The sequence below is a fragment of the Streptomyces sp. AP-93 genome (assembly GCF_022808175.1).
Lineage (GTDB): Bacteria > Actinomycetota > Actinomycetes > Streptomycetales > Streptomycetaceae > Streptomyces.
In genome coordinates this window covers 172,165-191,522 of record NZ_JALGBX010000012.1, presented here as the reverse complement: position 1 = coordinate 191,522, position 19,358 = coordinate 172,165, and the positions used below count along the sequence as shown (strand labels likewise).

General features: G+C 71.8%; 15 protein-coding genes. 5 read left to right on the top strand and 10 right to left on the bottom strand.

The annotated features are described in order from the left end of the window. The 6 genes from MTF69_RS21350 to MTF69_RS21320 are packed head-to-tail and all read right to left on the bottom strand — an operon-like array spanning position 1 to position 8,052. Complete coding sequence (locus MTF69_RS21350) at positions 1–1,404, bottom strand: aldehyde dehydrogenase (RefSeq protein WP_243336564.1); 1,404 nt, start codon at positions 1,402–1,404, stop codon at positions 1–3. Next, positions 1,401–2,501: a hypothetical protein gene (locus tag MTF69_RS21345; protein ID WP_243336562.1), complete on the bottom strand. Its 1,101-nt coding sequence runs from the start codon at positions 2,499–2,501 to the stop codon at positions 1,401–1,403. Before MTF69_RS21345 ends, MTF69_RS21350 begins: the two co-directional genes overlap by 4 nt. Beyond that, on the bottom strand, positions 2,440–4,281 hold the full coding sequence (locus tag MTF69_RS21340; protein ID WP_243336560.1) for an asparagine synthetase B: 1,842 nt from the start codon (positions 4,279–4,281) through the stop codon (positions 2,440–2,442). Before MTF69_RS21340 ends, MTF69_RS21345 begins: the two co-directional genes overlap by 62 nt. Next, positions 4,269–5,279, bottom strand: a complete 1,011-nt coding sequence (locus MTF69_RS21335; RefSeq protein WP_243336688.1) for an alpha/beta hydrolase-fold protein — start codon at positions 5,277–5,279, stop codon at positions 4,269–4,271. Before MTF69_RS21335 ends, MTF69_RS21340 begins: the two co-directional genes overlap by 13 nt. Then, complete coding sequence (locus MTF69_RS42935) at positions 5,276–6,685, bottom strand: MBL fold metallo-hydrolase (protein WP_279346031.1); 1,410 nt, start codon at positions 6,683–6,685, stop codon at positions 5,276–5,278. The genes MTF69_RS21335 and MTF69_RS42935 overlap by 4 nt, the downstream gene beginning before the upstream one ends. Further along, positions 6,685–8,052, bottom strand: a complete 1,368-nt coding sequence (locus MTF69_RS21320) for an SUMF1/EgtB/PvdO family nonheme iron enzyme (RefSeq protein ID WP_243336557.1) — start codon at positions 8,050–8,052, stop codon at positions 6,685–6,687. The genes MTF69_RS42935 and MTF69_RS21320 overlap by 1 nt, the downstream gene beginning before the upstream one ends. Before the next feature lie 314 nt (positions 8,053–8,366). Between MTF69_RS21320 and MTF69_RS21315 the strand changes: the two genes are divergently transcribed. Then, positions 8,367–9,140, top strand: a complete 774-nt coding sequence (locus MTF69_RS21315) for a phytanoyl-CoA dioxygenase family protein (protein WP_243336555.1) — start codon at positions 8,367–8,369, stop codon at positions 9,138–9,140. Between the two features lie 44 nt (positions 9,141–9,184). Here MTF69_RS21315 and MTF69_RS21310 read toward each other — a convergent pair whose 3' ends face one another. Beyond that, positions 9,185–10,498 carry an ATP-grasp domain-containing protein gene (locus tag MTF69_RS21310; RefSeq protein WP_243336553.1) on the bottom strand — a complete coding sequence of 438 codons (1,314 nt, stop codon included), beginning with the start codon at positions 10,496–10,498 and terminating at the stop codon, positions 9,185–9,187. A 125-nt stretch (positions 10,499–10,623) separates the two neighbouring features. Here MTF69_RS21310 and MTF69_RS21305 point away from each other — a divergent pair, with 125 nt between their 5' ends. Continuing rightward, entirely contained in the window at positions 10,624–11,814 is a 1,191-nt protein-coding gene (locus MTF69_RS21305; protein WP_243336551.1) for an MFS transporter, read from the top strand. 57 nt (positions 11,815–11,871) lie between these two features. Here MTF69_RS21305 and MTF69_RS21300 read toward each other — a convergent pair whose 3' ends face one another. Together MTF69_RS21300 and MTF69_RS21295 are read right to left on the bottom strand one after the other, a co-directional pair. Further along, positions 11,872–13,413 carry an alpha/beta fold hydrolase gene (locus MTF69_RS21300; protein ID WP_243336550.1) on the bottom strand — a complete coding sequence of 514 codons (1,542 nt, stop codon included), beginning with the start codon at positions 13,411–13,413 and terminating at the stop codon, positions 11,872–11,874. Between the two features lie 115 nt (positions 13,414–13,528). After that, positions 13,529–14,251: a gamma-glutamyl-gamma-aminobutyrate hydrolase family protein gene (locus tag MTF69_RS21295; RefSeq protein ID WP_243336549.1), complete on the bottom strand. Its 723-nt coding sequence runs from the start codon at positions 14,249–14,251 to the stop codon at positions 13,529–13,531. 386 nt (positions 14,252–14,637) lie between these two features. Between MTF69_RS21295 and MTF69_RS21290 the strand changes: the two genes are divergently transcribed. Further along, a complete protein-coding gene (locus MTF69_RS21290) occupies positions 14,638–15,885 on the top strand; it encodes a ParB N-terminal domain-containing protein (protein WP_243336546.1) in 1,248 nt (415 codons plus the stop codon). Between the two features lie 16 nt (positions 15,886–15,901). Here MTF69_RS21290 and MTF69_RS21285 read toward each other — a convergent pair whose 3' ends face one another. Continuing rightward, positions 15,902–16,753, bottom strand: a complete 852-nt coding sequence (locus MTF69_RS21285) for a helix-turn-helix transcriptional regulator (protein WP_243336545.1) — start codon at positions 16,751–16,753, stop codon at positions 15,902–15,904. 265 nt (positions 16,754–17,018) lie between these two features. On the opposite strand from MTF69_RS21285, the gene MTF69_RS21280 reads away from it, so the two are divergent. Continuing rightward, positions 17,019–17,348: a 4Fe-4S dicluster-binding protein gene (locus MTF69_RS21280; protein WP_243336542.1), complete on the top strand. Its 330-nt coding sequence runs from the start codon at positions 17,019–17,021 to the stop codon at positions 17,346–17,348. Continuing rightward, entirely contained in the window at positions 17,345–19,291 is a 1,947-nt protein-coding gene (locus tag MTF69_RS21275) for a hypothetical protein (protein WP_243336540.1), read from the top strand. The genes MTF69_RS21280 and MTF69_RS21275 overlap by 4 nt, the downstream gene beginning before the upstream one ends. Positions 19,292–19,358: the final 67 nt, after the last annotated feature.

The following is a 19,358-nucleotide window of genomic DNA, read 5'->3' as shown; positions in this document are numbered from 1 at the left end:
CTACCCCTGCGCCCGGTGGGCCACCCAGACGGCGCGGGGCCTGGTGTAGCCCTCCACCGCGTGGATGCCCAGCTCGCGGCCGTATCCGGACTGGCCGAGCCCCGAGACGCTGACCGTCTCCTCGGTGTCACCCCAGGTGTTGACCCACACCATGCCGGCGCGCAGCGCCCGGCTGAAGCGCTCGACGCGGTGGGCGTCCGAGGTCCACACGGATGCCGACAGGCCGTACGCCGTGTCGTGGGCGAGTGCCAGGGCCTCGGCGTCGGTGTCGAACGCCGCCACGGACAGCACGGGGGCGAAGATCTCCTCGCGCCAGGCGCGGCTGTGGGACGGCGGGCCGTCCAGGATGACCGGGTTGACGAAGAAGCCGCCGCCGAGTTCGTGGCGGATCCCGGCCCGGCCGGGCGGCACGATGACCTTCGCCCCGAGGGTCTCCGCCTCGTCGACCACTTCGGCCGCGCGGTCGACGGCCGCCCGGCTGATCAGCGGGCCGAGGTCGGTGGCGGGGTCCTGCGGCAGGCCCACGCGCAGGGCGGCGGCCAGTTCGGCCACGCGGCCGACGAACTCTGTGTGCACGGCCCGGTCGACGATCAGGCGCGTCCCGGCCACGCACACCTGGCCGGTGTTGCCGGTGAAGCCCGTGACGACCGCGCGGGCGGCTTCGTCGAGGTCGGCGTCGCGGAAGACGACGACGGGGCTCTTGCCGCCGAGCTCCAGTGAGACGGGCTTGAGGCCGTCCGCGCAGCGGCGCGCGACCTCGCGTCCCGCCGCCGTCGAGCCGGTGAAGGAGACCATGCCGACGGCCGGGTGGTCGCACAGCCGTCGCCCGGTGTCGGCTCCGCCGTAGACGGCGGTGAGCACGCCTTCGGGGAGCACTTCGGCGGCGCGCTCGACCAGCCGGCGGGTCGACAGCGGTGTCTCGGGCGCAGGCTTGACGACGATGGTGTTGCCGTACGCGAGCGCCGCGGCGATCTTCCAGACGGCCAGCAGGAGCGGGAAGTTGTTCGGGGCGATGGCCGCGCACACCCCGACCGGCACGCGGTCGCTGTACGTGCGCATGCCGGGGCCGGCCGGGTGGGTCTCGCCGACCGGGTACCGGGCCGCCGCCGCGAACCAGTCGACCACCTGGGCGGCGAATTCGACCTCTCCTGCGGCGCGCGCCGTGGGCTTGCCCGCGTGTCGCTGCTCCAGGGCGGCGAGTGCGTCGCGGTCGTCGCGCAGCAGGGCGGCGAGCTCGCGCAGCCGGCCGGAGCGGTGGGCCGGGGAGGTGTCGGCCCAGCCCTCGTGGAACGCCGACGCCGCCCGGGCCACGGCGTCGCCGACGCCGGTCGCGGACGTGTCCGGTACGTGGTCGAAGCCGCGCCCGGTGGCGGGGTCGAGGATCGCGCGTCCCACCTCGGTCATCCGAGCGTCCCGGCGCGGCCGCCCAGCCGCAGTCCGGCGTCGATCTCGGTGACCAGGCCGAGGAAGGCCTCCCGCCCCAGGCCCGTGCCCGCGCTGCCCAGCAGCCTGAGCTCGTACCCGTCGGGGTGCTGCCACCAGGCGTCGCAGGCTCCGAACTCGGCGTCCGTGTAGCCCAGGTACAGCGGGCGGCCGTCGAGTTCCAGGAGCTCGTCGGTGGCGGGGTGCTTGTCCCGTTGCGGCGGGAACTCCAGGCGCCCGCCTCCGGTGCGCTGGGCCGTCAGGCGCAGCTCGCCGCCGGACGCCGTGGTGTAGACGACGTCCAGCTCGCGGACGGCGGCGCCGTCGCCGAAGGTCGCGGCGCTGTCGGCGTGGTATCCGCCGGCCGACACCGGCACCCCCTGCGCGGCGAGGAAGGCGGTGACTTCCCCGGACGCGACCCAGTCGCCCTCGTGCTCCGTCCCGCGCCGGTGGAAGGAGAAGACTCCGGTGGGCACCGACACCATCTCGGCCGGCTGCCGGGCCCAGTAGCTCAGTTCGGCGAACGGGGTGGCCGGCACCCGCGCCGCCGCCTGCGGTACGGCCGGCCGCAGCGCGGCGAAGAACGCGACGAGCTCGTCGTCGGTGAACTCGCCCTCCAGCACCGAGAGTTCGACCGTGGTACGCAGCATGCGGGCGCCGGCGGCCCGGTGGCCCATGTAGTCGGTGCCGAGCCAGACGACCCTGCCCTCGCCGATCTCGTACGCCCGTGTCTCGCTGCCCCACAGGCACGGGTGGTCCGCGGCGGGGAACGCCCAGTCGTACAGGAACTGCTTCAGGCGCAGCCGCCGTCCGCCGCCGGAGATCTCGGTGCGGTAGCCGGAGGGGTTGGCGTCGGTCCACGGGCTGCGGCCCTCGGCTTCGACGCGTCCGGGGGGCGCCTCGCGCCGGATCGTGCCGGTGCTGGTGTCGCAGCCCCCGGGCAGTTCGGACGGCCGCCACACCACGAAGTTGCACCAGTCCTGGGCGAGCTCCTCCGTGATCACCGGCGGTACCGGGTCAAGATCGGCCGCGCTGTCCAGGGTGTGCCAGCGCCAGTGGGGGACGGGACTGCTCACCATGACTCCTCGTGTCGGTTCGGAGCCCCGCGAGGTGGTCGAGCCAGGCGGAGCTTGAGGCAAGGAACATCCATTCCCCGACGCCCAGTTCGGCGCGGAGCCCGGCCGGCAGCTTCGGCAGCCCGAAGGGGGTGCCGAGCCCGTCGGCCAGGTCGGTCAGCCGGCGGACGTAGTCGGGGTCGGTGGGGGTCGGGAAACCCTGCTTGCGGCGGAGCTGCACCGATTCGGGCAGCAGGTCGGCGAGCGCGGCCTTCAGCAGCCCCTTGTGGGTGCCGGGCTTGTTGCTGTCCTTCAAGTGCTCGGGGCAGCGGAAGGCCAGCTCGGCGAGGGTGACGTCCTGGAAGACGGGCCGGTCCTCCAGGGTGAAGGTCGAGGACGTGGCGTCGACCATGTCGTTGACGTAGACCAGGAACCGCCGCATCAGGTGGTGCCTGCCGCGTTTGAGCGGCGATGCCGTCTTGAGCGCCCGGTACTCGGCCATGGTGCGCTCCCACACCATGTCGGTCACCGTCTTCATGTCGACGTCGAGCTCGTGCGCCATCCACTCGACGAGCCGGGACCAGACCGGGCGTTCGTCGGCGTGGAGGCTGTGCGTCAGGTAGTGGCGTCCGTGGATGAAGGTGGGCGCGTAGGGGTCGACGATGGGGAAGTACCGGCCGGCCTGGTACCCCCAGAACTCGTCGGCTCCGTGTCCCGAGTAGACGACCACCTTCCCGTCGGCGGCGATGGCCCGGTAGAGGTGGTGCATGGCCAGTTCGGCGCCGTGCAGCAGCGGCCGCATCAGCCGGGTGGGCAGGACCGGCAGCAGGTCGGCGGCGGCGTTGCGGTCGAGGTCGAGGACGGTCAGCGGCACGCCCAGGTGCTCGGCGACCTCGGTGGCGTACGTGACGTCGTCGCCCGAGCCGCCGATGCCGTTCTGGTAGCGCATGACGTACGTGTCGACGGGCAGTCCCAGGGCGGTCATGCCCGCGACGATCGCCGTGCTGTCGACGCCGCCGCTGAGCACCGCCGCCCGGGGGACGTCGGACACGGACCGCTGCTGGATCGCCCGGTCGAAGGCGGCCCTGATCTCCTCGGGCTCGATCGGGTCGTCCACCGCCCCGGGATGCCAGTAGCGGTGTTTGGTCGCGCGGGGCCGGTCGATGGCGAGGTACTGGGCGGGCGGCAGGACTTCGATGCCGCGCAGCCAGGTGCGGTCGTCCGCGGCGTCCATCCGGATCCAGGAGCGCAGCAGGAACTCCTCGCGGTCCACCTCGGGGGTGATGAGGCCGGTGCTGAGCAGCACCCCCTGTTCCGAGGCGAACAGCAGGCCGCCGTCGGTGTGGGCGTAGAACAGCGGCTTCACGCCGAAGTGGTCGCGGGCCAGCACCACGCGTCCGGTCCAGGTGTCGTGCCAGGCGAGCGCGAACATGCCGTCCAGCGGCAGCAGCGCGGCGGCCGGATCGCTCTCGCGGCAGACCTGCTGGAGCACGAACTCGGTGTCACAGGTGGTGCGGCGCGGCCACAGCGGCGGCGCGGGCGAACGGGAGCCGTAGACCTCGCCGTTGTGCACCAGGACGATCCGGCCGGTGGGGTCGGTCATCGGCTGGTCGCCGGCGTGGCTGCGATCGCGCACGGCCAGCCGCGTCGCGCAGAGCATGACGGTGCCGCAGGGCGAGACGTACGGGGCGCAGGCCGCCTCGCCGCGGTGCGCCATGGCACCGGTCATGGTCCGGCCGAGCGCGTCCAGCCAGTCGGGATCGCGCCGCCCTTCGAAGCTGATGAAGCCCGCTATGCCGCACATGCGTCACCCTCCGGTTCCCGCTCCCGCCACATCTTCCAGAGCCCCGCCAGAGCCTCGGTGTAGACGTACTCGATCCCTTGGTGCCCGCCCTCGTGCTCCAGGTAGTGGTGGGGGACCCGGTGTGCGTCGAGGGCCGCGTGCAGCGCGCGGGCGCCCCAGTGCATGCCGTACTCGTCGCGCCGGCCGACGCTGAGGTGCAGCAGGCCGAGTCCGGCGAGCCGGCCGGCGTACGCGGGGAGCATCCGTACCGGGTCGTGGGTGAGCCAGCGCTGCCACACCTCGTCGCGGAACACGCCCGTCACGGGGTCGCACGGCAGCGCGTCCGCGGCGGTGGTCCGGGGGTCGTCGGCGTAGCACATGCCCATCGCGATGATGCTCATCGCGACCATGAAGGGGGCATCGATCGGGCCGCTGTCGCGGCGGGCGAGCAGCGCGTCCATGCCGCCGGCCGCCCTGACGGTGTCGAGCGTGCCGGGCAGCAGCGGCAGGTAGCTGTGCTCGAACCCGGCGTCGGGCGAGCAGGCGATCACCGCCCCGAACAGCTCGGAGGTCATGCCCGCGACGAGCGCGCCGTAGCCGCCGCTGGACTTCCCTCCGATGGCGCGCCACTGCGGCTGCGGCCGGGTCGCGAACCGCCGGTCGATCTCGGCGACGACCTCGGCCAGGTAGCCGGCGTACGGGCCGGAGGCGGCGGAGTCGATGTACTGCGAGCCGCCGTAGGCGGTCGTGCAGTCGGGCACGACGAGCAGCGCGGGCGGCACGCGGCCGTCCGCCATCGCCTGGCGGAGGCGGTCGGCGACGGACGCGCCGAAGGCGAGCGCCTTGCCGGCGAGGCTGGGGTGGGCGCCGAACCCTGGCAGCCAGTACACGACCGGGAAGCGCCGGACTCCGTCGTACCCGGGCGGCAGGTGCACCTCGATGCGGCGCCGGTGGGAGTCGCCGAGCGGGTTGCCGCGCAGGCAGGTGCTCTCGTGATCGAGCACGACCAGGTCGCTCATGCCTCGTTCGCCTCCTGCAGCGTGCGCTCCACGTGGCGCGTATAGAAGGACGGGTGGTGGAAGACCGCGGAGAGCAGCAGGCCGTTGCTGGCCCACAGGCCGTAGGAGCTGCCGATCAGGAGGGCGGCGCCGAGCATGGCCTCCAGGGTGCTCGCCGCCATCTCGGTCCAGCCCTCCGCGCCGGTGACGTGGCTGCGGGCGGGGCCCGGGCCGAGCCGGGTCACCCGGTCCGCGACCGGGTCGAGCAGGAAGGAGGTCTCGGTGCCGTCGTCCTCGTGCAGCGAGACGACGTGCCGTCCGGCCCCGTCGTCCAGCGCGTGGTACCAGTAATCGGTCGCCACGAGCCGGTCCAGCAGGTCGCGGAGCAGGTCCTCGGCGCCGCGCGTCTGGCGGCCGTACCGGTCGAGGGAGGCGTCGAACGGTGGCACGGGGGTGGCCGGGTCGAGCGTGATCTCGGAGTAGACCTCGTCGAAGTCGTACGCGTCCGGCGAGACCGGCCCGTCGACCAGGGCGGCCTTGCCGTGCGCCACCTCCATCACCTGGCCGGGGCCCCACAGCAGGCCGTCGCGGCCCAGCTCGTCGAGCCGGCGCAGGGCCTGGGCCGGGGTGAAGGGGAACATCGTCTTGTTGCACCAGGAGTAGTCGCGCTCGCCGTCGCCGCTGATGCGCCAGCCGAACGAGGAGGGCACGGCCACGGTCGCGGGGATCGAGGCGATGTACCGGTCGAAGTTCGCGACGGCGCGGGCGCGGACCGCGTCGGAGTCGGTCAGCGGGCGGCGCTCGGTGAGCACGCCGGGCGGCGAGATGCTGTGCGCGGGGACGAACACGGCGTCGATGCGCGGCGCGTCGTCGCGCCCGAAGGCCGCGACGGTGTCCTCGTGGAGGAGCGCGTCGCCGCACAGCATGACGGCCGCCTCGGCCGTCTGCACCAGCACGCTCATCTCGGGGAACGACACGGCCGAGGGGAACGTCCGCAGGGTCGTCCCGCCCGGGGTGGTGATCGTGTCGCCCGGCGTGACCGGGCGCAGGCGCTCGAAGCCGAAGCGGCGCAGCGTCCAGGAGATCGCCTGGTGTCCGAGTCCCGAGGCGGTCAGCGTCGGCGGCACCGGTCCGGCGGGGTAGACGCAGGTGACCTCGGAGCTCTGGCGCGGGCTGTCGTCGAAGTCCACGTCGGCGCCGTCGGTCAGGCGGAGCAGGGAGGGGAAGTGGTGGTGGTCGTAGTGGTGGTGGCTGAGGACCACGTAGTCGACGCCTTCGTCGAGCACCGTGCGGACCAGGTCGTCCGGCAGCGGCGGGTGGTGTTCCCAGAAGCGGTCCAGGCGCTGGGTGAGCCACGGGTCGAAGAGGATCCGCTCCGTCCCCGTCTCGATGAGGACGGCGGCGTGGCCGAGCGAGGTCAGGCGCATCAGCCGGTCCCCTCGTACACGCAGCGGAAGCCGACCTCCATGTGGCGGTCGGTGATCAGGTCCTTGCCGCGGTAGAACGTGGTGAGGCAGGCGGGCGGCGAGGTGAAGGTGCCGCCGCGCAGCACGTGGAAGGCTTCCTTGCGGTTCATGAAGTCCAGCGGGTGGCGTCCCCTGAAGAAGGGGTCCATGTCCTCGCCGGTGTAGAAGTTGGTCCGGGTCAGCTCCCAGACGTTGCCCGACATCTGCAGGACGCCGTACGGGCTGGCGCCCTCCGCGAGGGCGTCCGCGGCCAGCACGGGGTGGGCGGGGTTCTCCCCCAGCTCGATGGTGACGAGGAGCGCTTCGAGGGAGTCGAGGTCGGCGACGGCCTGGCCGAAAGCCCGTTCGACGTAGTTCACCCGGTCGGGGTCCCAGTCCTCGCCCCACGGGAAGCGGCGGCCGTCCACGCCGCGCGCGGCCTTCTCCCACTGGACCTCGCTGGGCAGCGTGCCGCCGGCCCACTTCGCGAAGGCGTAGGCGTCGTACCAGTCGATGCCCACGACGGGGAGGCCGGGTGCGTTGAAGCGCGGGTCGTGCCAGTGCGCGGGGCGGTGCGAGCCTCCGAGCGGCTGGTCGGGGTGGTCGAACCGGCCGGAGTCGCCCACCTCTTCGAAGAACTCGCGGTAGCGGGCGTTGGTCACGGTGGTGCGGTCGATGAAGAAGGCGGGCACGTCCACAGCGCGCAGCGTGGTGTCGTCCTGCGCCATGCGGAACGCGTCGGGCTGCTCGTCCGCACCGATGATCGCCGGACCGGCCGGCACGAGGGCGACGTCGTCGTTGCGCCGGGGGCGCGTGCGGACGGCATCGACCCGGGCCCGCATGTCCGTGAAGTACTCGTCTTCCAGACGGCGCAGTTCGGCGGGGTCGCGGGTGCCGAAGACGGCGATCAGGGCGCGCTTGGTGAGCGCCGCGCCGCAACCGACGGGCTTGCGCGCCCAGTCGGGGCGGGTGAAGTTGCTGGGCCAGCCGGAGATGCGGATGAGGTCGGGCACGGCGGCGGCGATCCGGTGCTCCGTAATGACCTTGAGCGCGGTGAACGCGACCCAGTCGACCGTGTCGTGCGTCGCGGAGGCCACGGCGGTGTCGGCGGCGGGGTCGCCCGCGTGGTGCGCGGCCAGCAGCCGCACCGCGCCGGCGCGCACGGGCCACTCGGGGTGGGCGACCACGAGGCTCGCCAGCAGCGGTATCCCGTCGGCGGTCCGGCCCTTCTCCTCGGCCAGGTCGACGACGCGCTGCACCGATGCCCAGTAGCGGGCGTCGGTGGAATCGTCGATCTCCAGCAGGTCAGCGGGAACGTCGATGACGCCGGAAACCTGATTGCCTACCATCTCTACCTCTCTCGGACGACGAGCCGCCCGTACGGAATTCTTCCCGTACGGGCGGCTAATTCTCGGCTCAGCGGATTACCACTTGGAGCACTCCTGCTTGGCGTCACGGGTCTCGATGAAGTCACGGTCGCTCATTTTTTCTCCCCCCTTCTGCATAGGCGATTCGAGTGGGTGTTTGCGTGGCCTCTCGGCCTCACGACTCAAACACTGACAGGGCACGGAAGGCACCGCAACGGTGAACCAGGAAAAGAGCATTCCTCGATAACCTGAGGGTAAGTTCATATCGATCTTGACGTTCGGAGAAGGAGGAAAGAATGGTTGACACCGCTTCCCGGGACATACGGGAGAACGGGTTCACACGGCTCCCGGGGCTCGCGGCCGGCGACGCGCTCGTCCGGCTGCGGCGCGCGGTGGGCCGGATCGAGGAGCTCGCCGCCGACCGCACGGCCTCCAGCGGGGAGTTCGTCCTGGAGGCGCCCGGCGTCGGCGGATGGGCAGCCTGGCAGCAGGGCGCCGGCGCCCTCAAAGGGGTGCTGCGGTCGGCCGACCGCATCCATGAGCACGTACCGGAGTTCGACGCCGTGCAGCGCTCGCTGGGCCTGGCCGACGGGCCGGTCGCCCGGGGCGTCGGCGCCCCGGGCGAGCTGGTCAACGCGTTCCTGTGGGCCAAGCCGCCCGTCGTGGGCTCGGCCAAGCCCTGGCACCAGGACATCGCCTTCGCGCCGCCCGGCTTCGGCGCCGGGGAGCACGGCATCGTGACGATCTGGATCGCGCTCGAACCGGCGACCACGCGCAACGGCTGCCTCGAGTTCATCCCCGGTTCCCACGCGCTCGGGCTGTTCCCGCACACCGGGGACCGTGAGCGGCTGCCGGGTGAGGCCCCGCCGGAGAAGGCGGTCGAGCCGCACATCGCGGACGCGCACCTGCCCCGTACGGCCGAACCGGTCGCCGTGCCCCTCGACCCCGGTTCGGCCGTCATGTTCGACGGCCTGGTGGTGCACCGCTCGGCGCCCAACACGACGGCGACGGAGCCCCGTACCGCCGTCAGCTTCGTCTACAAGGTGCCGCGCCCGTCCTGGGCGCGGTGAGAGCCGGCCGCGGCTCCGGTATGACGTTCGACCGCGGCAGATCCTCAGTCGAACGTTGAGTTCCGGTGCTCGCCCCCGCGGTCGAGGGCGTAGAACCCGGTGCCGTCGAGGTGGCGGATGGTGTTCAGGTCGCGCTGCACGACCTCTTCGAGGTCGTGCAGCAGCACCACGATGACCGGGTAGGTGAGGTCGTCGACCGTCCGGCGGATCTGCTGACCGGGCTTCACCGGGGTCAGCAGGGTGCGGAAGCTCTCGAGCCCCTCGATCTCCTCGATGCCGCGGTACTCGCTGAGCACGCCCTCCACCGGCGAGACCATGCCGGCGATCGCGCAGTACTTGCGCACCTCGTACGGGGTTCCGGCGCGGGCGTGGAACCGCTCGGGACGCAGGTACGCGTCGACCGTCCACTCCAGTTGCGACTCGCCGATGCCGAGGCTGGCACCGGCCGGGATGCCGCCGCCGGCTATCCGGGCGCCGACCTCGACCAGGCACGGCCCGGCGGGGGTCATCCTGATCTCCACGTGCGCCGGGCCGTAGTGGATGCCGAGGGCGTCCAGGACCTGGAAGGCGTACTCCCTGAGCGCCTCCACGACCCGCTCCCCCGAATCGATCAGCAGGAGGGCGTCGCAGAGGTCGACGACGCCGTTGGCGCTGACGCGGGTGGTCCGCCAGACGTCGCACAGGTGATGGCGGCCGTCGTGGCTGACGGTGTTCACCATGTACTCGGTGCCCGGAAGGTACTCCTGCGCCACGGCCCCGTTGTTGGGCTGGGAGAAGACGTCGTCGGCGGGGGCCAGGGACAGGAACGCGGCGACGGACTCCTCCGGGGAGTCGCAGAAGGAGACCCCCTGGCTGCCGGCGCTCCGCGGCGGCTTGACGACGACGCGGCCGCCGAGCTCGCGGTGCCAGGCGGCGAGCTCGTCCGCATCGGTGGCCCGCAGCTGACGGGCCGCGCGGAGCCCGGCGGCGCGCACGGTCTCGACCATGAGGTGCTTGTCGCGCCGCGCGGCGCTGAGGCCGGTGCCGTTGCCCGGCAGGCCGAGCCGCTGCGCGAGCAGGTCCGCGAGTTCCACCCCGACCTCGCCGCCCGAGATCACCGCGATCGGCTCGAACGCCGCGACGGCGCCGGCCGTGGCATCGACATCTCCCTCGTGGATGATGTCGGCGATGAAGTCGTCCGGGACGTACGGTGACGCGAGGTATACGAAGGGCACATCGCGCGTGCTCTGCACCCGGACTACGGAACATCCCTGCTTCAGGAATTCCAGAACGAGCGAACGGGCCGCGGCGTAGGCATCGACCATCACGATGCACGGGTTGCTCTGATTGCTCTGATTGCTCTGATCGGCTGCTGTCATGAGTTCAACATAGACAGACCCACCGCTCGCCGAAATCCGTTCAGCTCTGCCATCCTCCGACCCTGGAAGGATGAGTGATGACATCTTATTTCGCGAGTGTTCGCTCGCCGCATATCACGCCCGTATTGCTGTTCGTCAACACGTGCGGCAATTTCCTGGTCCTCGTGGCCCTGTCCACGCACGTGGGATCGACCACCGGGTCGGGACTGCTCGCGGGAGGCGTGCTCAGTGCGCCGTGGTTACCCGCGCTGCTGCTGGCCGCTCCGCTCAACCGGCTGCTCAGCAAGCGTGCCCCCGAAGGCCTCGTCCGGCTGGCCGAGGCGGCGAGCCTGCTGGTGACCGCGGCCGCGCTCCTGGCGCCGGACCGCGCGCTCCTCGTGGTGGCCGCCTCCGTCCTGGTCGCCCGCGGGTTCTTCGAGTCGGTCACCCGCTCGGCCACGTCGGTCGTCCTGCGCAACGTAGTCCCGTCGCAGCGCCTCGACCAGGCCAACACCGTCGCCGAGATCTGCAAGTTGACCGGTGTCAGCGTCGGGGCGGCGCTGGCGGGGCCGGCCGCATCGGTCCTGTCGCTGCGTGGCCTGATCGCGGTGAACGTGGCCACGCTGGCGCTCTCGGCGCTCCTCGCCTGGGCTCTGCCGTCGGCCCCCGGAAAGTCCGTGGCCGACGCCAAGGACGGCGCGGCATCCAAGACCGGTGCACGCCTGCGCGTCCAGGACCCCGTACTGCGCCGGCTCTTCGCCCGCTTCCTCCTGGTGGCGTTCTGGCAGGGATTCCACACGGTGGCCGTCACCGTGATCCCGCTCCACTTGCTGGGAGGCGGAACCCGCCTGGTGGGGGTGTTCGTCGCGGTGTCGGCGGTCGCCATATTCGCCGGCTCGCTCGCCTCCCTGCCCGCCCAGCGGTACCTCGCGCACGTGCCCTCGACCACATGGCTGCTGCTGCCCATGGTGCCCTTGCTGGCGGCGGTGGCGGTCGCCCGGACCGCGGCGACGATCGTGCTGTACGCGCTGTTCCTGGTGCTCTTCGAGGTGGCGTTCGTCCACTACAACAACCGGCTGCTGGCCTCGGCATCCGACGAGGAGCTCCCGTCGGTGGTGACGCTGCGAGCCACGCTGCTGCCCTCGGGCGTGGCGGTGTCCATCCTCGCCATGGGCGCGCTGAGCGACCTGGCGGGCCCGCTGACCGCGGCCTTCGTGGTCGTCGGCATCACGGTCGTGGTCACCGCTGCGACCGCGGACACCGGGCAGGCCCGGAGAAGACGTCTGCGCAGCGCACGGTCGGGACGGAGTCGGCGGCCGGCCTCCGCAACGCGCTGACGGCAGACGACGACGGGCCCCGCATGGTGATCATGCGGGGCCCGTCCGACGTTGGGATCAGACCGTCGGCGGCACCGGGTCCGCGGCCGCCTGGCAGGTGGCGTCGATGCCCCACCACGAGGTGGGACGGGTGCCGTCCCTCAGGTAGTCGCCGACGTGGGTGTTGAGGCAGGCGTTGTTGTTGGCCGACAGCGCCGAGCCGACGTTGTGGCCGCCCAACTCCACGATGAGACGGGAGTTGGGGAACCGGATGCGCATGTCGAGAGCGCCGAACATCCCGTGTGCGTTGTCGTACTGCGGCTGCACCAGCAGGACGTTGACGCTGCTGTTTCCGACCTGCGCCGGGGCCTTGGCCTGCACCGGCCAGAAGGCGCACGGCGCGCTGTACCAGCCGTTGCTCCAGGTCAGGAGGTGGTTCCCGGCGGCGTACTGGCTGGCGAGGGTGGCGCTCCACACCTTCCAGTCCTTCGGCCACGGGCCGTCGGTGCAGTTGACCGCGTTGGTCATCGCGACGCGGTTCTGCTGCGGGAAGCCCGGGGTCGGGGAGTCGGCCCGCAGCGCCGTCGCGTCACCGCGCACCACGAAGTCGGAGAGTATCTTCGCGCGGCTCACCCAGGTCCAGTGGCGGTAGACGACCTGTTCGAAGACGTTCGCCCACTCGCCCGGTCCGATCTTGCCGTCGACCGGCGCCGCGCGGAGGGCGTCCTGGCCCTTGTAGTAGTTCGCCTCGACCGCGTCGGCGGTCGTGCCCAGGTGGTAGACGGAGTCGTACTTGGCGACCCAGGCGAAGAACGTCCCGGCGTTGTGCTCGGACGTGATGGCCTTGGACATCTGGTTCTGGTAGCCCACGCCGCTGGGGCTGGGCACGCTGTCGAGCACCATGCGCTTCACCCGGGTCGGGTACATGGTCGCGTAGACCGAGCCGAGGTAGGCGCCCCAGTCGATGCCGTAGTAGCTGATCTGCTCCTGGCCGAGCGCGATCCGCATCTGGTCGAGGTCGCGCGCGGAGTCCTTGGTGGTGAAGTGGCCCAGCACGTCGCCGTACTTGTCACCACAGCTCTTGGCGTACGCCTTGGCCTTGGCCACGGAGTTCTGCTCGTCCGCGGCGGTCTTCGGCACGGGGTCGGGCAGCATCTGGTTGATGTAGGACGGGTCGCAGACGAGCGCCGGCTCGCTGGCCCCGACGCCGCGGGGGTCGAAGCCGATCCAGTCGTAGGCGGCGCTGACGTCCGGCGCCAGCCCGGTCGTGCCCTTGGCGTACCGGGTGGGCATGTCGCGGCTGATGGGGCCGGGCCACTGGCCGCGGTGCAGCAGCACGACGCCCTTGTACTGGTCGTCGGTGACGGTGTGCTTGGCACGGGTCAGCGCCAGCTTGATCTTCTGGCCGCCGGGCTGGGCGTGGTCGAGCGGGACCTCCACCGAGCCGCATTCCAGGCCCTTGAGCAACGCGCCGAGGTTCGGGTCGGTGTCGGGACACGGCAACCAGGCGATCGTTCCGGCGGCCGTGGCGGCAGCCCCCTCGGCTGCCGCCACGGGGGTGACGGCCGGAACCAACAGGCCGGTCACGATCACCGTAGTGACCAATGCGAGCTTTTTCATGGATTCCCCTTCTGAATGCACGGCGCTCAAAGCGTGGCAAGGGGGTCTTTGAATCGGCTCGAAACCTGCTGGAGCAGCACGAGATCCTGGAGCGAATACGAGACGGACAGCCGATTTACGGGCGTCCGGCGGCGTGCACGAGTGCGTGGTGAAGTCGTTGATCGGGCGTGAAGCCCGCTTCCCATTGCACGCCGACGGCGAAGGGGTGATCCGTGACTTCGATGGCCTCGACGGTCCCGTCCTGCGCCCAGCCGGTGGCGGTGAGGCCGGCACCGAGCCGGTTGACGGCCTGGTGGTGATGGCAGGCCGTCACCGGCGCGTCCTCGTCGAGGACACCGGCGATCCGGCTGCCCGGCTCCAGCTTCAACGGGTGGGGGCCGAGGGTGAAGGACGGCGTGTCCGGGCGGTGGCCGTCGTGGCCCGTGATCTCGGGCAGGTGCTGGTGCAGCGTGCCGCCGTGCAGCACGTTGAGCAGCTGCATGCCGCGGCAGATGCCCAGCACGGGCAGCTCGGCGTCAAGTGCCGCACGGATCAGCGCCAGCTCGGCGCGGTCGGCGTCCGGGGTCATCGCCCGCGTGCCGGGGTGCGGGTCCTCGCCGTACAGCGAGGGGTCCACATCGGGGCCACCGGGGATCAGCAGGCCGTCGATCCGGTCCGCCATGGCCTCGACGCCGGGCAGCAGCGGAAGCAGCAGGGGCGTGCAGCCCGCCGCGGCCAGGAAGGCCAGGTGGGCCTGGAGCGCGAAGCTGACGACCATGTCGTCGCCCTGGAAGGTGACCGGCGCGGTCCGCGCACAGATCCCGATCACCGGCCGCCCCGTGCTCACCGAACCATTCACGAATGATTTCATAACCACCTTCACGGGTTTACGGGTTCAACTGAGGAAAATAGGCAGATGAAACAACCGCTTCCGCGGAGGGCCACCACGGCAATAAAATAGCCGTGCGCGTAAAGCGGCGGCCATCGTTCAAAACCCGGCAGGCCGACGCCTACTGAACGCGATGACCCTCCTGATACCACCGTCGACGCGGTGCCCTCCTGCAGCGCAGGGACGCCTGACGCGCGGCGCGGGGGCACTTCCCCGCCGCACCCGCAGCGGGTGTCCGCCTGACCGGCGGACACCCGCTGTCCTGCGTTTCCAGGAAGCGTCGATCTCTCCTCGACTGCTGCTAGAGCCCCTCCTGCGACGCTCATCGGCAGCGGCAGCAGAGAGGAAGTGAAGGAATGGCTCAGAGCAGCGCGCAGGCCATCTTGATCACGAACGCGTTCGGCTCCGTCGGAACAGAGAGCGCCGACGCGTCGGCCCGCAGCGAATTCGATCTGAAGAACCTCGAGCAGCTTCCCGCCTGCGACGTCCTCGTCAACGCTCTGTCGGCGGGCGTGCTTCTGCGCCGGAGCGGCACGGACGCCGCGCACATCCAGCTTCTCGTCGACGCGGCCGGCTCGACGGAGCTGCCGCCCGTTCTGGTCCAGATCGACGGCTACCGCATCATCGACGGCCTGCACCGGCTGGAAGCCGCCAAGCTGCGCGGCGACAGCAGCATCAAGGCGCGCTTCGTGGACTGTTCGAACTCCGAGGCGCTCGTCATCGCCATGCAGGCGAACGGCTCGCACGGGCTGCCGCTGTCGAAGGCCGACCGGGTGTCCGGAGCCCAGCGCGTCCTGAGTTCCCACCCGGACTGGTCCGACCGTGCCGTCGGCCGCATCACCGGGCTGAGCGCGAAGACGATCGCGTCGATGCGCGAGAAGTCGGGCGAGGGAGCACCGCTCGACGGCAAGCGCATCGGCCAGGACGGCAGGCGGCGTCCGGTGGGCCCGGGCGAGGGCCGTCGGCGGGCCGCCGAGTACATCGCAGCGCACCCGGGCGCCCCGCTCCGTCAGGTCGCCCGGGAGACCGACGTGTCGCTCGGCACGGTCCACGACGTGAGCGCCCGGCTGCGGCGCGGCGAAAGCCCCGAGCGCAACGGCAGCCGGACACCCGACGCGGCGCCGCAGCCCCTGCGATCCGTCCACCCCGCCCACCCCGTGCGGTCCGTACGGCCGGCCGGGGAACCGTCGCGGCCCGCACCGGCGGATCCCGGCGGCGCGGATTCCCGTGGTGCGGGTTCCGGTGGTGCGGGTTCCGGTGGTGCGGGTTCCGGTGGCGCAGCCCTGGTGTCACTGCGGGTGGCACCGACGAGCAGCATCAACAGCGCGCCGCAGCGCAGGAACCGCACCGACGAGATTCCGGCCTGGACGACGGTGGCGGCGAAGATGGCCACCGATCCCGCCGTCCGCTACACCGCGGGCGGCCGGGAGTTCCTCCGCTGGATGCAGCTGCACGCCGCCGAGCCGGACGACGGCTGGCGGGAGCTGATCGACGCGGTTCCGGCCCACTGGCTCGGCGTCATCGCCCCGATCGCCGAGCGCATCGGCAAGGAATGGAGCCTGCTCGCCGAGGGGCTCAAGACCAAGCAGGACACGATGCCGTGAACCGCGGGCACGCCCGTCACGGCACCGGTGCCGCGGACACCAGCCGGAGGTGGCCCGCGGCCTGGCGCCGGCCGTCGGCGCCCTGACCCGGGGCGGTGGAGGGACATCCGGGGGGCGGCACGAAGGTCACCGGGGGCACGAGCTCGGGCAACGCCAGCAGCACCGGCGGATCGGTCGGCCGGCTCGGGCGCAGCCGCACCGCCGCGCTCGTGACGCCGTCGGCGGTCACCGTCACGGGCGTCACGCCGCGCCCCCCGACGAGCGGGGTCCGGCGGGCCGTCCGGTCGGGCCCGAGGGCGTCGGCCACCGCCACCGCGAGCAGGTGCCAAGTCCCCTCGGGGACGTTCTTCAGGGAGTAGCAGGACGGCCGGCCGCTCGGTACGTCGAAGACGGCCGAGGCGACACACGGGTGCTGGACGACGGGCGTGGCGAAGGCGCCCAGGAACACGCGCGCGTTCCCGTGGCCCTCGGGCAGGCTGACGGTTCCGCCGACCGTGCCCTGTCCCGGCTGCGGGACGGACTCCGTTGCCGGGAGGCCCTCACCCCCGTCCCGCGCCTGGCGGCGGAACCGGCTGGGGGACACTCCGACGCTGGCCGTGAAGTAGTTCGTGAACGAGCCGATGCTGTTGTATCCGACCGCGCAGGAAACCTCGGTGATGCTCATCGAGGTCATCTCGATCAGCCGCTTGGCCTCGTGGATGCGGACCGCGGCCAGGAACCGGCCGGGGGTGAGCCCGGTCTCCTCCTTGAACAGCCGCGTGAAATAGAACCGGCTGAGCAGAGCGCTTTCTGCGATCCGTGCAAGGGCCAGGGGCTCACCGTGGTGCTCCCGCATGCACTCGATGGCCCTGTCTACTGCCGTATCCATACGCACCTCACCACGTGTAGGCCGACCAGCAGCCTGACGTGTGCACATCGCGCTCAGCTCGAGCGGCGCTAGCGATCCGGAGCCGCCGGTTCCACGAAGCGCGGCCGTTGCGGAGTCCCCCCTCCCACCGGACTCCGTCCTTCCGCTCGGTGTGACGCTCCAGCACGCCCCGACCGGGGTTCAGGAGTTGGTCGAGAGGAACCCCGGATGCTCGAAGCGTCCGTTCGAGCCGTCATCGACACGACGTCTAAGGGGTCCCATGCCCGTGGAAAGCAACGCTTCGTCAGATGTGCCGTCCGGGCGCCCTCTGAGGATCGCCACGCGCAGCCGCGCCGGCAACTGGACCAAGCCCCCGCGGCGCATCGAAACGTCCGAGTGCATCACCTGCGACACCTGCCTGCGCAGCTGTCCGGAAGAATTCGGCGCGATCTTCGACCGCGGGCTCGACGTCGTGATCATCCCCGAGCTGTGCTCGGGCTGCCCCCGTTGCGTCCTGGAGTGCCCGGTCGACTGCATCTACGTCGACGAGGACTGGACGCCCACCGACGACGCGATGTGGAGCCACATCGCACTCACCGGGGAAGGTGCCGCATGACCGCGCCCGTAGACCGCGAAGGCTCCCGTCGAGCCGCCAACGCCCGCAAGCGCCAGAGCCGGCGGCCCAGCCGCCTGGGCCTGGCGGCCGGCGCGACGCCCAAGCCGGACCGGGTACGCGAGGAGGACGCCGGGTTCCCCGGGCTGCTGGCCCGGGTGTGGCGCAAGGCCTCGGCCGCCGCCGACGTGCGCTCGGCCCTGGACACCCTGCTCACGCTCGACGGACACGTGCCCGCGGAGGTCCAGGCGGGCGGCCTGCGCACCGCGGACGCCGCCGCGCTGAAGGTCGTCGCAGGCCTGTCCGCGGGCGCCCGGGAACCGGCCGGGGCCGTCGCGGACCCTGCGGGCCCCGTGGACCCCGCGGAGGCCACCGTGTTCCTCGGTGAGATCGGTCTGACCACCGGCGGCCGGGTCGTCGTCCGCGTCCCCTCCCAGCAGCCGCTCGCCAAGCAGCACACGCTGGTCGGCGGGGTGCTGCGGGTTCCGTGGACCCAGCGGCACCTGGACGACTACCGGCACGAGGTGACGACGGCTCAGGAGCGCTTCGACCGCTACGCGGCCGACAGCCGCAGCTGGCTGGCGGAGCAGGGGCGCGAGGGCCGCGAGGCGCTGCTGGCGCAGCTGACCGAGGGCGCGCAGCGCACCGCCCCGTTCATGCTCTACATCGAGGACAAGCAGTACACGAACTTCCGCGACACCAACACGGTCGTGGGCAAGACGCTGTGGCCGGGCCACCCCGACTGCGTGTTCGGCAGCCTGGCCGGTCTGCCGGTGGAGCTGTGGTCGGACCACGACGCCCTGCTGGTCGTGGGCATCAGCCTGCTCATCCGCTCGGCCGGGTACGGCCGCATCGAGGAGGCCAACGGCTCGCAGCTCACCCTGGACAACGTGGGCCGGCTGCTGGAGCACACCCGCCGCAACTACAACGGAGCCCTGGGCGGGGAGCGGATCCCCGCGGCCGGTCCCGACGCCGGCCTCGACGCGCTGATGGCCCTGGCCACGGCGCTGGGCGCGCACCGCCCCGAGGTGACCCGCACCGTCCAGCTGTACCGCGAGATCCACGGCGCCCTGATCCACAAGGTGGAGAAAGTCGCGGCCCCGTACGGCGAGGTGGCCGCGGACCGGGACCGGCAGGTCACCGACCACCTGCGCGCCACGCTGCCCGTGACCGGCGACCGGCTGGCCGAGCTGCGGCTCGCCGACGACGCCGACCCGGCCTGGCTGGCCCGGCCCCACGGCGATTTCGGCACCGGTCTGGAGGCGGTCGTGTACGAGGCGGTCGCCGCCACCACCGCCGCGTTCAAGGCCGACTTCTCGATGAGCCGCGGCATCCGGTCGCTGCCGGAGCTGGTCCGCGCGCTGCGCGCGGAGGCCTGGGACGAGATCACCTCCTGGGGCATCACGGACTTCTTCTGCTGCGTGGTCCCCGCGCAGGAGGCCAGGCGGCACTACGGCGACTCGCTCGCCACGCTCGCCGACACCGCCTGGGCGATGTCCTCGCGCATGCAGTACAACTCCTGGCACTTCATCGCCGGCAACCTGCCGCGGACCCAGAAGGTCCTGGAGCGCGACCACTTCGTGCCGCCCACCATCCCCGACATCGCCCACTTCTCCGACCAGCACCACCACGGGCACGTCAACAACATGGTGCGCTTCACGATCCGCAGCCCCCAGTCGGTCGAGGTGTGCGGCCGGCCCTTCAACGGGTTCATGGACCTGCGCATCGTCCGCGCCGACGGCGAGCCGTACACCGAGCAGGAGATGCTCGCGGCGCACCAGGTGGCCGCCTTCATCGCCCGGATGACGCAGCAGGCCGCCGCGCTCGCCGAGCAGGGGGAGCAGGCCGAGGTGACGGCCTTCGACTCGGCCTGGCACTGGGAGTCCGTCACCGGCACCCCGGTCGAGGTGGCCTCCCCGGAGCCGGCCCGGCCCCGGGTCGCCTAGTGCCGGCGCCCCTGGCGCCCCTGACGCCCAGCACCCCGGTCGGCCCCCAGCCAGCCCCCTGTCGGCC

Coding starts and splice junctions, on each gene's coding strand:
- MTF69_RS21335 (WP_243336688.1), bottom strand. CDS start 5,279: ATGAGCGACCTGGTCGTGCTCGATCACGAGAGCACCTGCCTGCGCGGC.
- MTF69_RS21300 (WP_243336550.1), bottom strand. CDS start 13,413: ATGAAAAAGCTCGCATTGGTCACTACGGTGATCGTGACCGGCCTGTTG.
- MTF69_RS21320 (WP_243336557.1), bottom strand. CDS start 8,052: ATGGTAGGCAATCAGGTTTCCGGCGTCATCGACGTTCCCGCTGACCTG.
- MTF69_RS21350 (WP_243336564.1), bottom strand. CDS start 1,404: ATGACCGAGGTGGGACGCGCGATCCTCGACCCCGCCACCGGGCGCGGC.
- MTF69_RS21340 (WP_243336560.1), bottom strand. CDS start 4,281: ATGTGCGGCATAGCGGGCTTCATCAGCTTCGAAGGGCGGCGCGATCCC.
- MTF69_RS42935 (WP_279346031.1), bottom strand. CDS start 6,685: ATGCGCCTGACCTCGCTCGGCCACGCCGCCGTCCTCATCGAGACGGGG.
- MTF69_RS21345 (WP_243336562.1), bottom strand. CDS start 2,501: ATGGTGAGCAGTCCCGTCCCCCACTGGCGCTGGCACACCCTGGACAGC.
- MTF69_RS21310 (WP_243336553.1), bottom strand. CDS start 10,498: ATGACAGCAGCCGATCAGAGCAATCAGAGCAATCAGAGCAACCCGTGC.
- MTF69_RS21275 (WP_243336540.1), top strand. CDS start 17,345: ATGACCGCGCCCGTAGACCGCGAAGGCTCCCGTCGAGCCGCCAACGCC.
- MTF69_RS21285 (WP_243336545.1), bottom strand. CDS start 16,753: ATGGATACGGCAGTAGACAGGGCCATCGAGTGCATGCGGGAGCACCAC.
- MTF69_RS21315 (WP_243336555.1), top strand. CDS start 8,367: ATGGTTGACACCGCTTCCCGGGACATACGGGAGAACGGGTTCACACGG.
- MTF69_RS21290 (WP_243336546.1), top strand. CDS start 14,638: ATGGCTCAGAGCAGCGCGCAGGCCATCTTGATCACGAACGCGTTCGGC.